This window comes from Micromonospora arida (assembly GCF_003857035.1).
Lineage (GTDB): Bacteria > Actinomycetota > Actinomycetes > Mycobacteriales > Micromonosporaceae > Micromonospora > Micromonospora arida.
This window is the reverse complement of record NZ_QGSY01000185.1, coordinates 1-13371: the sequence shown is the minus strand read 5'-3', so window position 1 is coordinate 13371 and position 13371 is coordinate 1. Positions and strand designations below refer to the sequence as shown.

The 13371-nt window shown below is 70.3% G+C and carries 11 protein-coding genes; all 11 read right to left on the bottom strand.

Annotation, left to right across the window (positions count from 1 at the left end; all coding sequences use genetic code 11):
• Positions 1 to 1215 (bottom strand): YveK family protein (locus tag DLJ58_RS16995; protein ID WP_124857586.1); only part of this gene is annotated, 1215 nt, incomplete at its 3' end.
• Positions 1208 to 1759 carry an acyltransferase gene (locus DLJ58_RS16990; protein ID WP_124857590.1) on the bottom strand — a complete coding sequence of 184 codons (552 nt, stop codon included), beginning with the start codon at positions 1757 to 1759 and terminating at the stop codon, positions 1208 to 1210. The genes DLJ58_RS16995 and DLJ58_RS16990, both read right to left, overlap by 8 nt.
• A gap of 95 nt (positions 1760 to 1854) precedes the next feature.
• Complete coding sequence (locus DLJ58_RS16985; protein WP_124857584.1) at positions 1855 to 3792, bottom strand: hypothetical protein; 1938 nt, start codon at positions 3790 to 3792, stop codon at positions 1855 to 1857.
• A gap of 221 nt (positions 3793 to 4013) precedes the next feature.
• Positions 4014 to 5720, bottom strand: coding sequence for a glycosyl hydrolase (locus DLJ58_RS16980; protein ID WP_124857582.1), 1707 nt, complete (start codon positions 5718 to 5720; stop codon positions 4014 to 4016).
• A gap of 269 nt (positions 5721 to 5989) precedes the next feature.
• Complete coding sequence (locus tag DLJ58_RS16975; protein WP_124857580.1) at positions 5990 to 6820, bottom strand: shikimate dehydrogenase; 831 nt, start codon at positions 6818 to 6820, stop codon at positions 5990 to 5992.
• 277 nt (positions 6821 to 7097) lie between these two features.
• A complete protein-coding gene (gene mltG / locus DLJ58_RS16970) occupies positions 7098 to 8294 on the bottom strand; it encodes an endolytic transglycosylase MltG (RefSeq protein WP_124857578.1) in 1197 nt (398 codons plus the stop codon).
• Complete coding sequence (gene ruvX, locus DLJ58_RS16965) at positions 8294 to 8752, bottom strand: Holliday junction resolvase RuvX (RefSeq protein ID WP_124857577.1); 459 nt, start codon at positions 8750 to 8752, stop codon at positions 8294 to 8296. The genes mltG and ruvX overlap by 1 nt, the downstream gene beginning before the upstream one ends.
• Positions 8753 to 8824: 72 nt before the next feature.
• A complete protein-coding gene (alaS, locus tag DLJ58_RS16960) occupies positions 8825 to 11503 on the bottom strand; it encodes an alanine--tRNA ligase (protein WP_124857575.1) in 2679 nt (892 codons plus the stop codon).
• Positions 11500 to 11805 carry a hypothetical protein gene (locus DLJ58_RS16955; protein WP_124857573.1) on the bottom strand — a complete coding sequence of 102 codons (306 nt, stop codon included), beginning with the start codon at positions 11803 to 11805 and terminating at the stop codon, positions 11500 to 11502. Before DLJ58_RS16955 ends, alaS begins: the two co-directional genes overlap by 4 nt.
• A 30-nt stretch (positions 11806 to 11835) precedes the next feature.
• Positions 11836 to 12300 (bottom strand): DUF948 domain-containing protein, encoded by a 465-nt coding sequence (locus tag DLJ58_RS16950; protein ID WP_124857571.1) that lies wholly within the window; start codon positions 12298 to 12300, stop codon positions 11836 to 11838.
• Positions 12301 to 12449: 149 nt separating this feature from the next.
• A complete protein-coding gene (locus tag DLJ58_RS16945) occupies positions 12450 to 13145 on the bottom strand; it encodes a hypothetical protein (RefSeq protein ID WP_124857588.1) in 696 nt (231 codons plus the stop codon).
• Positions 13146 to 13371 lie beyond the last annotated feature (226 nt).

Here is a 13371-nt window from a genome sequence, read left to right as displayed (position 1 = left end):
CTCCGTGGCGGCACCGACGGCCGGTGTGCTGCCGGCCGGCCGGGGCTTGGGCACCAGCGGCCGGGACGGGTCGATGGGCAGTCGCCCGCGGTCGGCGAGAACGGTCGCCCGTAGCCGCTCGATCCGTCCGCTGTCATCGGCGACGAAGACCTCCCGGCCGTCCACGGCGAGCGCCACGGCGAGCCCGGCGGTGAGCACGGTGGCGTCCTCCCGGGCGGTGACCAGCGCCACCCGGGCCGGCTGCCGGACCCGCTCGGCGACCGCCATCGCCACGTACCGGACGTCGGCGTCGACCGCCCGGGGGCTGCCCCGGAACGCCGGCCGGCGTACGGTGCCGAGCAGGGGAAGGCCGGAGGCCTCCCGGCCGTCGGCGACCGAGCGGACCCGCCGGTCGGTCGACTCCCAGAGGTACGCCAGCACGATGCCGATCAGCGCGCCACCGAGCAGGCCGGCGACCATGTAGAGCGGCCGGTGCCCGGCGGAGGTGACCAGCGCCTTCTCGGCGGTCTGGGTGACCCAGCCGGGGTTGACGTCGACCGCCGCGATCTCGGTACGGGCGGCGTTGAGCTGGGTGAGCTGGTTGTTGATCCCGGCCAGCTCGGCCACCAGCGCGTCACCGGCGGCGGTGTCCTTGGCGGTGTTCGCCCGCTTCTGCAACGCGGTCTGCTGGGCAGCGACCTTGGTGATGCTGGCGTCGTAGGAGCGCAACATCTCGGCGCGCTGCTGCTCGTACATGGTCCGGCGCACGCTCAGGTAGGCCTCGGCGGCCATGTTGGCGCTCTGCACGGCCTGGTGCGCCTCGCGCGCCTGGTAGGTGAAGCGCAGGATCTGCCCACCGGTGGGCACCTCGACCTCGAGCGCGTCGCGGATGTCCCGCGGGTCGCCGCCGGCCGAGTCGGCGAGCCGCTGCACCACCTCGGTGCCGGTGGCGATGCCGCTCTCCACGTTCATGTTGACCGCGCGGTCGGCGCCCGCGCCGCTGGGGGTGAAGGCGTCGGTCACCACCGGCCGGACCGCGACCACGGCGCTCGCGGACAGCGCCGCCGGCACCAGCAGCACGTAGCCGAGCGCGGCGAGCAGACCGACCATGGCGACGGCCGCCACCAACCGCAACCGGTGCATCGGCACCCGCAGCAGGTCGGTCAGTGTCACGGCACGCGAGGTGCCGGAGGACGGGCCGTCCGTGGGCCAGGGGGCGGGCGCTGCATCAGTCATGGAACTTCTTCACCGTCTGTTGAGGATTACCGACGACCACGACGCCGGGTGGCACGTCAGTGCGGACGACCGTCGCCGCGCCGACGACGCTGTCCCGACCGACCCGCACGCCCTTCAGGACCAGGGCGTGCGCGCCGACCCAGACGTTGTCCTCGAGAACGATCGGGGCACGGGTGAGCGGGCCGGGCGGTGCGTGCCGCTGCTCGGGGGGCAGGTTGTGGAAGTCGTTGTCGAGCAACTCGCAGTCCGACAGGAGGCACCGGTCCCCCACCGTGACCGACGTCCAGGTGCCGATCCAGGTGGCGTTGAGCAGACAGTCCGCACCGACGCGTACCTCACCGGGACCGGCGAAGCGGACGAGTTTGTTCAACCGGGTGCGGTCACCAATGGTCACCCGCACACCGCGCCGCAACCGGATCCGGCCACGGATCTCCACGTCCCGACCGAGCGTCAACCGTCGGTAACGGAGCTGATACCAGCCGCGTTTGACCGCGAAGACCAGACGCACCACGCGTCCCGTTCGGATGCCAGCGGCGCCGAGCAACGACCCTCCCCCACCGTTGCGGGCCGGCGGCGGTGGGTACCGCCACCGGCCCAACGTGAACAATCTACCGATGCTCCGTTACGAACGGTTGACCCTTACTGTACGGAGAAGAATGTCGATGGGGTAGACCAGGACAACTCGGGCGTCGCGCTGCTGATGACCGTCGCCGTGGTGCCGTTGACCACCGCGCTCGGCGCTGCCGTCGGGTCGAACGCCATGCTCCGCAGCGCACCGTCGGTGGAGCCGTAGACGATCCGACCGCCGACCCAGGCCATGCCCCGCACCGTGGACCAGGTCACACCGGTGGTCGGCAGAGCGAACTCGGTGGCACCCAGGTAGTTGCCGTCGATCTCGAAGTAGCGGTAGTAGAGGTTGTTCGCCCCGGTACGGGTGTAGTAGAGCCGGCCGTCGAGGAAGAAGGCACCGGTCAGCAACGCCGGGTTGTACCAGTCGTTGTAGCCGGACGCCTCCCACGGTGAGCCGATCGCGCCCCCGTTGAAGAGCGAGATGTCGATCCGACTGCCGGTGGGCGTGCCGGCCACCGTGTGCGACCAGTAGATCCGGTCGTCCACCCGCCACGTCGCGCCGGCCGCCGTGTACGCGGGCTGGCTGACGCTGGTCGCGGTGCCCAGCTCGGTGCCGTTGAACGGCACCTTCGCCACGGTGCCCGAGGCGGTGCCGAGGTAGAGGTTGCCGGTGGTGGCCGACGGCGGGTTCTTCGGGGTGAAGGTGCGTCCGCCGGCGAGCGGGAACATGCCGAGCCGGCCGTGGTACTCCTCGCCCATGCCATCGGAGTTGTGCCCGAAGTAGAGGCCGTCCGAGCCACGCCAGAGCACCGGCACCGACGAACCCCAGTTGCTGGTGCCCGACGGCATCGAGGCGCTGCCACTACGGCGCGGGTTCCAGTTCACCGGCATGCCGGTCGCCGGAGTGACGGCGGCGATGCCGAGCCGGTCGACAGCGCCCGAGCCGGCGTTGTCGCTGGCGTTCGGGTTGTTGAGCCAGCGGAAGTGCCCGCCCAGGTAGATGACGTTGTCCGCCACCTCGACCGAGGTGATGGTGTCGTTACCGGTGTAGTCGACCCAGGTGGCGAGCAGGCCAGAGCCCCGCGCGGCGGTCTCGAAGCGGACCAGGGCGTCGCAGTACGCGGCCGGCCAGCCGCCGCCGCCGTTGGTGCCGACCACGAACCAGCTGCCGTCGCCACCGAACTTCACGTCCTGCACGTAGTGCACGAAGGTCGTCGGCGCGGCGCACGGCGGAACGAACTTGTCGGTGCTCCAGTCGAGCAGCGTGGGAGTCCCGGAGACGTCCACCAACGCCATCTGGTTGCGCGGCAGGCCGTTGACGAGCGTGAAGTTGCCGCCGACGACCAGGGTGTCGCCGTCCGGCGCGACGTCGATGGTCCAGACGTACGACGTGGTGCCGTGCCGTCCCACCGTGGCGTCGATGCTGAAGCTCGGGTCGATCGCGCCGGTGGTCGCGTTGAGCCGTCCCAGACCGGCGTGCGCGGTGCCGTTGAGCCAGTTGAACGCACCGGCCACGTACAGCCAGTTGCCGTCCAGCGCCAGGTCACGGACCGTGCCGCCGTCGGAACGCCCGACCCAGCTGTCGATGATCGCGCCGGTCGCCGGGTTGAGCGCCACCAGGTTCTTCCGGGAGACGCCGTTGACGTTCTTGAAGGTGCCGCCGACGATCAGCGTGCCGCCGGGGCCGGCGAGCAGCGTGTTGACCGCGCCGTCGAGCACCGGCAGGAAGGTGGTCGACATGGTCCCGGTGGTCCGGTCGTACGCGAAGAGGTAGCGCTGCGTGACCCACGCGGAACTGGCGGTCTGCCGGAGCTGGGTGAAGCTGCCGCCGACGAAGACCGTGTTGCCCACCTGCGCGAAGGCACGGGTCTCACCGTCTCGGGCGTGCGGGGTCGTGTCGGCGGGGTTCGCCGACACCAGGGTCGCCGTGGCCGGGACCGGTACCACCGCGGCCGACGCGGTCGTGGGCACGCCCAGAGCTGCGGCGATGATCGCCAACGCGACCATCCCCGCCCGAGTACGACGTCGTCCTGCAAAACGCCACAAGTGCGAGAGTTTGGGCACGCTGCGCCTCCAGATTGGATGAGAACCCGAGGTAGCGTGCCTCGTCCAACCTGGTAAACAAAATCCGCCGATTGGGCGGTGCATGAATCCGCAAGCCGACAGAACGCCGGAGGATCGGCTGCGCGACCCCCGGCGAACGTCGTCCGGTCAGCCCGTTTCGAACGTCAGCGGTTACCTCCGGTGGGTTGCCGCAGGTAGGGATCCTGGCCGGCCTTCGCGAAGCCGGCCACCGCCGAGGCGTCGTGGTTCATCGTCATGTCACAGGTCGACGTGCGGTTGGTCATGCCGGCCGAGTTGAAGTAAATGGCCGCCTTGATCTTCGGGTGTGCCTTCAGCGCCGCCGGGAACTCCTGGAACCAGCGCTGCTTGGCACTCAGGTCGGCGGAGTTGAAGTTGGTGCCGAACTCGGCGAGCATCCGAGGCTTGCCGGCGCCGATGCCGTTGTCGTCCAGCCACCGGTAGAAGCCACCGACCGTCGTGCTCGGGCTCTTCCACACCGTGCTGCCGTTGCAGACGTGGAAGTTGTACGGGTCGTAGGCCACCCAGTCGACGTACCGGTCGCCGGGGTACAGGCCTGCGTACCGGGAGTAGTGCCCGGACCAGCCCATCATCGTCCAGACCCAGACCGCGTTGGTCGCTCCGGCGTTGGCGAACCGCTCGTGGACGTAGCGCCAGGCCCGGACGAAGTCGGCGTCGCTGCCCTTGTTCGGCTCGTCCTCCGGCTCGTGGTCGAAACCGATGAAGACCGGCACACCGGCGGCCTTGATCCGGCCCGCGACCGCGTCGATGGTGCCGTCCTGCTTGCCGCCGTAGACGTCCGACCACTTGAGGGTGGTGCCGGCGGAGAAGTCACGGGACTCCCAGGCGAAGAACATCAGCCGGCCTTCGCGCATCTGCTGCTGCTCGTACATGTCGGGGAAGGCGCCGTTGCTGCCGGCGTTGGAGAAGTCGTGGTAGCGGTGCACGATGTCGAACTTGCGCCCGACCTGAGTCTCCACATCGGTGACGGCCTTGCCGTGGTCCCAGCCGCCGGCCGCCCCGGCGGGCGAGTACATGCCCCACCAGGCGCCACAGGACGGGACGAGCTTGTCCGAGACGGAACCACAGTTGCCGGACGGGAGGGTGCCGCTGGCGCTCGGGGTCGGCGTCCGGGTCGGAGCGATGGTCGGCGACGGCTTGGGCGCGGCGGTGGTCGGCGACGCGCTCGGCGACGGCGGCGGTGCCGGCCGGGTGGTCGTCACCGGCGACGGCCGGGCCCCGAGGTCGTAGCTGATCAGCAGGCCGGGTCGCAGGTCCGTGTTGCGGTTCTCGACCGACGCCCAGTAGATCCGGCTCTCCAGGCCGCTCTGCGCCAACGAGACCGTCCAGGTGCCGTTGCCGGTGACCAGTTTGGAGACGTCCCACTCGTTGAAGCCCTTGGACACGCTGGTCACGCTGTCCAGTGCGGCACCGGCCGGCGTCAGCGGCGGCCGCGACTCGCGGGCGCTCAGCGGTGAGGCGTGCGCCGTCACCGTGGCGGCGAACTGCTGCCAGGCGTGCACCCGCAGCGTCGCCCGGATGTTGACCGCGTTGGCCGGCACCGTGGTCACCGCGAACTCGATGACCGCCTCGCGGCCACCGCGCGGGTTGCCGTCGCAGCGCGTCGCGCAGGTGGCCAGCGTCGACTTGGCCGCGTTGTCACCGTCCTGCGACACCGCGGTGGCGGTGGTGTCGGCCGCCGCCCGGATCGACAGGTCGTCGCTGGCCAGCAGCGGCATCATGGTCGCCACGATGCCGGCCACCACCGAACCGCCGACCACGCCGATGGCAATCGCCTTACGTCGGGGTCCGGAGCGGAACCGGGTGATGCGGTGCAGTCCGTGCCTGGTCAAGGAAACTCCCTGTGTCTGCGTCCGTAACGGTGAGCAGCGTATCGATGACCAGGACATGTGGCAGGTAGGACAGTTTTCCGTAAGCGCGTCTTAACCGTCCGCTAAGAAACCGCAGCAGGGAAATCAGGGACTCTGGCCGCAGGTGCGACCGAAGCCCGCCACCCACCTTGCCTGGGGAGCACGCGCGGAGTCAACGGGACGCGTTGGAAGCGCTTCCGGAACGTCTCGCGACCATCGGTGCCCGCGCCCGGACCCCACTGTTCGGTCGGTCAGCCGGCGCGAGCGGCAGTCAGCGCGGCGGCCATCGCCGCCCTCGGCGCGGTGACGCCGGTGAACTGCTCGAACTGCCCGACGGCCTGGGCCAGCAGCAGGTCCAGGCCGGAGACGACCCGGCAGCCGGCCGCGTCGGCGGCCGTCGCCAGCGGCGTCGGCCACGGGTCGTAGAGCGCGTCGAAGAACACCGCGCCCGGCCGCCAGGCCACCGCGCCGGCCAGCGGGTCGGCGACCCCTTTCGGCACCGTGGAGACGACCACGTCGGCGGTGGAGAGCTGCCGGGGCGCATCGGCCCATGGGGCGGGCGTCAGCGCGACACCCACCGCGCCGGCCACCGGGCGCAGCTCGTCGACCGCCTCGGGTCGGCGGGCCACCACCGTCACCGACGAGCACGCGAGCTGGGCGGCGGCGGCGAGCGCGGCGCGGGCCGTACCCCCGGCACCGAGCACCGTCACGGCGGCACCGGCGGTCACGCCGGCGTCGGTGAGCACCCGCACCATGCCGGCGACGTCGGTGTTGTCCGCGTACCAGGAGCCGTCCCGACGGCGTACCAACGTGTTGGCCGCGCCGACGGCGGCGGCGACCGGCGACGCGGCGTCGGCCACGGCGAGCGCCGCCTCCTTGCCCGGCATGGTCACCGACAACCCGGCCCACTCCGGGCCCAGGCCGGCGACCAGATCCGGCAGCTCCGCCGCCGCACACTCGATCCGGGTGTACGACCACCCGGTCAGCCCGGCGGCGACGTAACCCGCGGTGTGGATCACCGGGGAGAGGGAGTGCGCGATCGGCTTGCCCAGCACCGCGGCCCTACGGGTCGACACGGTCACCGCCGGTCGCGGCCGGTGGCCCGATCACTGTCGACATCACGTCCCCGCTCTCCCGCGCACGTCGGGATCGACCCTACCCAGCACCCCGGCCCAGGCACCAGGGAACCGGCTCGGCGACCACCTGGGCGACCGCGTCATCGTTTGACCCACATCGACGTTGGTAAAAGCATTACGGGGGCGGAAGCCCTGATCGAAAAGGGGAAAGGCCCCCTTCCCGACAGCGACCATAATTGCGGTCGCAATGGGAAAGGGAGCCTTTACAGCATGACCCGGCCGGTCAGATGATGCCGGCCTCCTTGGCCTTGTTCTCGTTGCGCTTGTGCTGCTCGTACGTCTCGGCGAACTCCGAGTGGCCCTCCTTGTCGATGGCCACGAAGTAGAGCCACTTGCCGGGCGGCGTGTCCATCGCCCCTTCCAGGGCCTGCTTGCCGGGGTTGTTGATCGGGGTGGGGATCATGCCCCGCAGCTTGCGGTTGTACGGGTTCTTCGGGTCGTCCAGCTCGGCCGCCGTCATCTGCTTGGACGACTTGGTCGGCTTACCGATCGACTCCAGGTAGTAGTTGACCGTGACGTCCATCTCCAGGCAGTTGCAGTCGAACTCGCCGTACACCCGGTTGTAGGCCACCCGGGCGACCTTGCCCAGGTCGTCCTTGTTGCCGGCCTCGGCCTGGGCCAGCGACGCCACGATCAGCGCCTCGTACGGGCTGACCTTGCGTTCCTCCTGCACCCGGTCGGCGAACTTCATCTCCACGGTCACCGAGAGGAAGCGGTTCACCATCAGCTTGAGGATGCTCTGGGCCGTGGACTTCGGCGGGATCTCGTACGTGTCCGGGAAGAGGAAACCCTCGATGGACTTCACGCTCTTCTTGCCGTCGCCGCGCGTGAACCACCACTCCGGGACACCGAGCGCCTCCGGGTCCTTCGCGGCGGCCTGGAAGTCCTTGACCGGGATCTTGGTCTTCTCGGAGAGCAGCTTGTAGATGTTCAAGCTCGTGCGGCCCTCGGGGATGGTCAGCCCGTTGACGATCTTGTTCTTCAGGTCGAGCATCGCGGTCACGGCGCTCGCGCCGCTCATCTGCTTGCGCAGCTTGTACGTGCCCGGCTGGATGTTCTTACTGCGCGACTCGGCCTCGGCCGCCTCGATGAAAGCCTTCTGGCTCTTCACCACGTCGGCCGCGACGAGGGCGTCGGCCATGTCGGCGAGCAGCGCGCCGTTCTTGATCTCGACGGTGATCTCACCGCTCCCGCTGCCGTCGTAGTCGGGGGTGACGAAGTAGTTCTGGATGCGGTCGAAGCCGTAGAACGCGCCGCCGCCGATGCCGCCCAACAGGAGCAGTGCCATCAGCAGGGCCAGGAATGTCTTGCCCCGGCCGCCGCCGCCGGACCCGCCCTTGCGCTTGCGGAAGCCGCGCCGGTGCCGACCCTTCTCCCCCCGCTCCGCCTCGTCGAACCCAAGATCCAGATCGTCGATCATTACGTCCGCCTCCGCTGCGCGTCCAGCCAGCTCTGCAGGATCTCCACCGCGGCCGCCTGATCGACAACCGCACGTTGACGTTTACCTCGGACGCCACGCTCGGCAAGCCTACGAGAAGCGACCACGGTCGACATCCTCTCGTCAGTGAGCGTTACCGGGACAGGCGCTATCACATCGACCAGTCGGTCAGCGTACGCCTTCACATGGGCGGCCGCAGGGCCATGCTTGCCGGCGAGATTGACCGGGAGACCGACGACAACCCCGACGGCCTCGTGCTCGGCCACCAACGCGGCCAGCTCGGCGAGGTCGCTCGGCACCGCGTCTGGCGCCGCCGTGAGATCGCGGGCCAGGGTGACCAGCGGCGTTGCCAAGATCCCGTCCGGATCCGAGCGGGAGACGCCCACCCGCACCTGACCGACATCCACGCCGATCCGCACACCACGCGTCAGCTCAGCCACCGACGGTCACCACCAGCCGGATACGAACCAGGGCGGACCGATCGGCCCGCCCTGACTCACAGTGATGATCCATCACGCCTCAGTGATCGCCTTCTCGACGGTGAGCAGCAGATTCGGCGCCTCGGCCGCCGGCAGACCGCCGCCCTGGGCCAGGTCGGGGCTGCCTCCTCCGCGCCCGGAGAACGCCGCCTTCACCAGATCCGACGCGGCCAGGCCACGGCTGCGCGCCGCCGCGTTGACCGCTACCACCAGGGACGCCTTGCCGTTCGACCGCGCCGCCACCGCGACGACCGCCGGCCGCGCCGGGTCGATCTTGCCGCGGATCTCCTGGGCCAGGGTGCGCACGTCGTTGCCGGCCGCGCCCTCCGGCGCCTCGGTGCCCACGTACGCGACCCCGCGCACGTCCTTGGCCTGCGCCGCGAGCGCTGCCGCGCCACCCAGCACCAGCTGGGCGCGCAGCTTCTCCAGCTCCTTCTCGGCGTCCCGAAGCTGGGTGACGGTCTGCTCCACCCGGTCGGCGACCTGGTCGTTGGGCACCCGGTACAGCTCGGCCAGCCGGGAGACCAGCAGGTGTTCCTTGGCCAGGAAGCCGAAGGCGTCCATGCCGACCAACGCCTCGACCCGGCGGACACCGGAGCCGATCGACGACTCGGAGAGGATCTTCACGAGGCCGAGCTGGGCCGAGCGGGCCACGTGCGTGCCGCCGCACAGCTCCCGGGCGTAGTCACCCACCTCGACGACCCGCACCTCCTCGCCGTACTTCTCGCCGAAGAGCGCCATCGCGCCGATGCGCCGCGCCTCCTCCAACGAGGTGACGAAGGCGTGCACCTCCAGGTCGGCCAGGAGCACCTCGTTGACCTGCTGCTCCACGTCGCGCAGGACGCTCGGCGACACCCCGGTCGGGGTGTTGAAGTCGAACCGGAGCCGACCCGGGGCGTTCAGCGACCCGGCCTGCGTGGCCGACTCTCCGAGGAAGTTCCGCATGGTCTGGTGCACCAGGTGCGTGGCGGTGTGCGACCGGGAGATCGCCCGACGTCGGGTCGTGTCGATCTCGGCGAAGCCGGCCTCACCGGCGCGTACCTCGCCCCGGATCACCCGGGCGCGGTGCACGATCAGACCGGGCACCGGCTGCTGCACGTCGAGCACCTCGACCTGCCCGCCACCAACCGTGATCATGCCCTGGTCGGGCTGCTGCCCACCGCCCTCGGCGTAGAACGGGGTGGTGTCCAGCACCAGCTCGATGGTGTCGCCCTCGGTCGCCGCCTGACGCGGGCCGTCGGCGCCGAGCAGCGCCCGCACCGTCGACTCGCGGGAGACCTCGCTGTACCCGGTGAACGTCACCGGACCACCCGCGTCGAGCACCGACCGGTACGCCGACAGGTCGACGTGCCCCGTCTTGCGGGCCTGCGCGTCCGCCTTCGCCCGGGTCCGCTGGTCGGCCATCAGCCGCCGGAACCCCTCGTCGTCGACAGTGAGGCCCTGCTCCGCGGCGATCTCCAGAGTCAGATCGATCGGGAAGCCGTAGGTGTCGTGCAGCTGGAACGCCTTCACCCCGGACAACGCCGAGCCGCCCGCCGTACGGGTCTCCGCGATCGCGGTGTCCAGGATCGTGGTGCCCGCCCGCAGGGTGGACAGGAACGCCTCCTCCTCCGCGTACGCGTAATCCGCGATCCGGTCGAAGTCGGTCGCCAGCTCCGGGTACGACGGCGCCATGCAGTCCCGGGCCACCGGCAGCAGCTCGGGCAGCGCCCGCTCCTGCCAGCCCAGCAGCCGGATCGACCGGATCGCCCGGCGCATGATCCGGCGCAGCACGTACCCGCGACCCTCGTTCGACGGGGTCACGCCGTCACCGATCAGCATCAGCGCGGTCCGCACGTGATCCGCGATCACCCGCAACCGCACGTCGTCCGGGTGCGACTCGCTGGCCACATGCCCGGAGTGCGCGCCGTACCGCTTACCGGTCAGCTCGGCCGCCCGGGCCAGGATCGGCCGCACCTCGTCGATCTCGTACAGGTTGTCGACACCCTGCAGGATCGAGGCCATCCGCTCCAGGCCCATGCCGGTGTCGATGTTCTTCGCCGGCAGGTCACCCAGGATCGGGTAGTCCTCCTTGGTGGTGCCCGGACCCCGCTCGAACTGCATGAAGACGAGGTTCCAGTACTCCATGTACCGGTCCTCGTCGACCGCCGGGCCGCCCTCCCTGCCGTACTCCGGGCCCCGGTCGTAGAACAGCTCCGACGACGGACCGCACGGCCCGGGAATGCCCATCGACCAGAAGTTGTCCGCCTTGCCCCGGCGGACGATCCGCTCGGCCGGCACGCCCACCGACCGCCAGATCTCGTACGCCTCGTCGTCGTCGAGGTAGATCGTCGGCCAGATCCGCTCCGGATCCAGCCCGTATCCACCCTCGGCGATCGGCTTCGTGGACAACTCCCAGGCCAGCGGGATCGCGCCGGCCTTGAAGTAGTCACCGAAGGAGAAGTTGCCGTTCATCTGGAAGAACGTGCCGTGCCGGCTGGTCTTACCGACCTCGTCGATGTCCGGGGTACGGATGCACTTCTGCACGCTGACCGCCCGCTGGTACGGGGGCGTCTGCTGACCCAGGAAGTACGGGACGAACTGCACCATGCCGGCGTTGACGAACAGCAGGTTCGGGTCGCTGATGGCGGGCAGCGGAGCGGACGGCACCACGGCGTGGCCGTTCGCCTCGAAGTGCGCGAGGTACCGCCGCTTGATCTCCGCCGTCTTCATCGCTGGTGTTCCTCCGGAAAGATTTCTCGATCGCCGATTCGCGGGTCTTCCCGCAGGTCGGCGAACTTGTCGTCGAACGCCTCGCCCTGGGCGAACGCCTGGTGGATCTCCTGCTCGCGTTCGGCCATCCCGACCCGGACGTCCTCCACGAAACTACGCAGCGACTCGACGAGCCCGCCAGCGGATTCCGTCACCGAGCTGGCAATGCCCGCCGGCGTGTACGCCTGCGCGGTACGGGTCGCCTTGCGGACCACGATCACACCGACGGCCACCCCGATGCCGAGCCAGAACAAGCGCCTCATGTCCCGCTACCTCCTGGTGCGCCGGGCCGGTCAGCTGTTGCCGCGTCGCGCGGCCCGTCGCTGCTGCTTGATGGTGTCGCGTACCTCGCGCTCGGTCTCGGCGTGCCGGCGGCCGGCAGCGGCCTTACGCACGCCGTAGCCGAACGCGGCCACCTTGACCAGGGGGTTGGCGGCCGCGGCGGACACGACGGTGGCCAGGTTGGCGACGTTGGCGGTCACGTTCTGCGCGTGGCTGGTCATGGTGTCGACCTTCGCCAGCTGGAGGTTCACACCGTCGAGCGAGGTCTGCACCTGCTCCAGCGCGACGTTGACGTTCTTCACCGTGGTGTTCACGTCACCGAGCAGCGGCGCGGTCCGATCGTTCAGATCGTTGATCATGCGGGTGGTGGCGTCAACCGTGTGCCGCAGCCGCAGGATGGGCAGCGTCAGGATGAGCACCAGCACCGCGAACGCGGATGCCGCGATCAGCGCCGCGATCGGTCCAATGTCGCCCACGCCTGTCCTCCTCAAGCAGAGTTCCGCAGGACCCGACGTCCCCGGAACGCACAACCATGCCACCCGTACCGGCCGCCGAGCCGTCGGCAGTCACCGGTAGCGGGCGCGCCCGCCAGCCCCAGACCCTACCGTCCGTGATGGAGATCGGCTCAGGACGGTGAGGGTGTCAGCTCACCCAGCGGATCCGCACTGACCGTTGGGAACGGATCCTCACCGGTCAGTGACGGGTCGGTGGTCGGCTGCGGCCTGGTCCGCTCGTCGTCGATCGCATTGCGCACCTTCACCGACACCAACGAGCCGGTGCACTCGGTCGCAGCGGCCGACGGGTCGCCGGACGGCACGACCGCCGGCTCGCCGTCCACCGGCGGCGGCACACAGGTCGGGTCGCGTACCCACAGGTCGAGGGTCAACTCGTCGCGACGCCAGCAGGTGTAGCTGCCCTTCGTCTGCTGCTCCGGGCAGCGGCTCACCTTCCACGGCTGCCACCCTTCCCGGCGCAGCGCGTCCTCATAGACCTGCGCCGTCTCCTTGGGCGCCTTCTCCGAGGTCACGGTGCGCTCACGCAGCCGGCAGTCGAGCAGGCACCAGCGGCTGCCGCTGACGTCGTCGACTGTCTTCGCGGCCGCCCAGGCGGGCACGCCGAGCTGGTCCAGGTTGTCGAAGACCGGGTCACGGCTCAGCGTGCGGATGCCGAAGAAGAGCGGCACCGCGCCGAGCAGCACGACGCTGACCAGCACCAACACCGCCGCGCGCAGGCGACGTCGTTCGCGGGTCTGCCGACGTTCCTCGGAACGGGCACCCGGTGCGGCGTCGTCGTCCGGCGCGTCCTGACCGGCCGAGCGCAGCGCCGGCCCGTCGGAGGGATCCGGTGCCGGCCGGTCCACCGGGCCGGACACGGCGGGCACCACGGCGGCGGCACGGGCCACGCCGACGGGCTCGCCGGCGCGCCCGGGCGGTGGCACGGGCACGACACCGCTCGGCTCGGCACGGCCGGGCTCCCGATTCGGAGGCAGGGCGCGTCCGGCGGCACGGTCGGCCGACGCGGGTCGCCCGGCCGACCGTGCCGCCGGA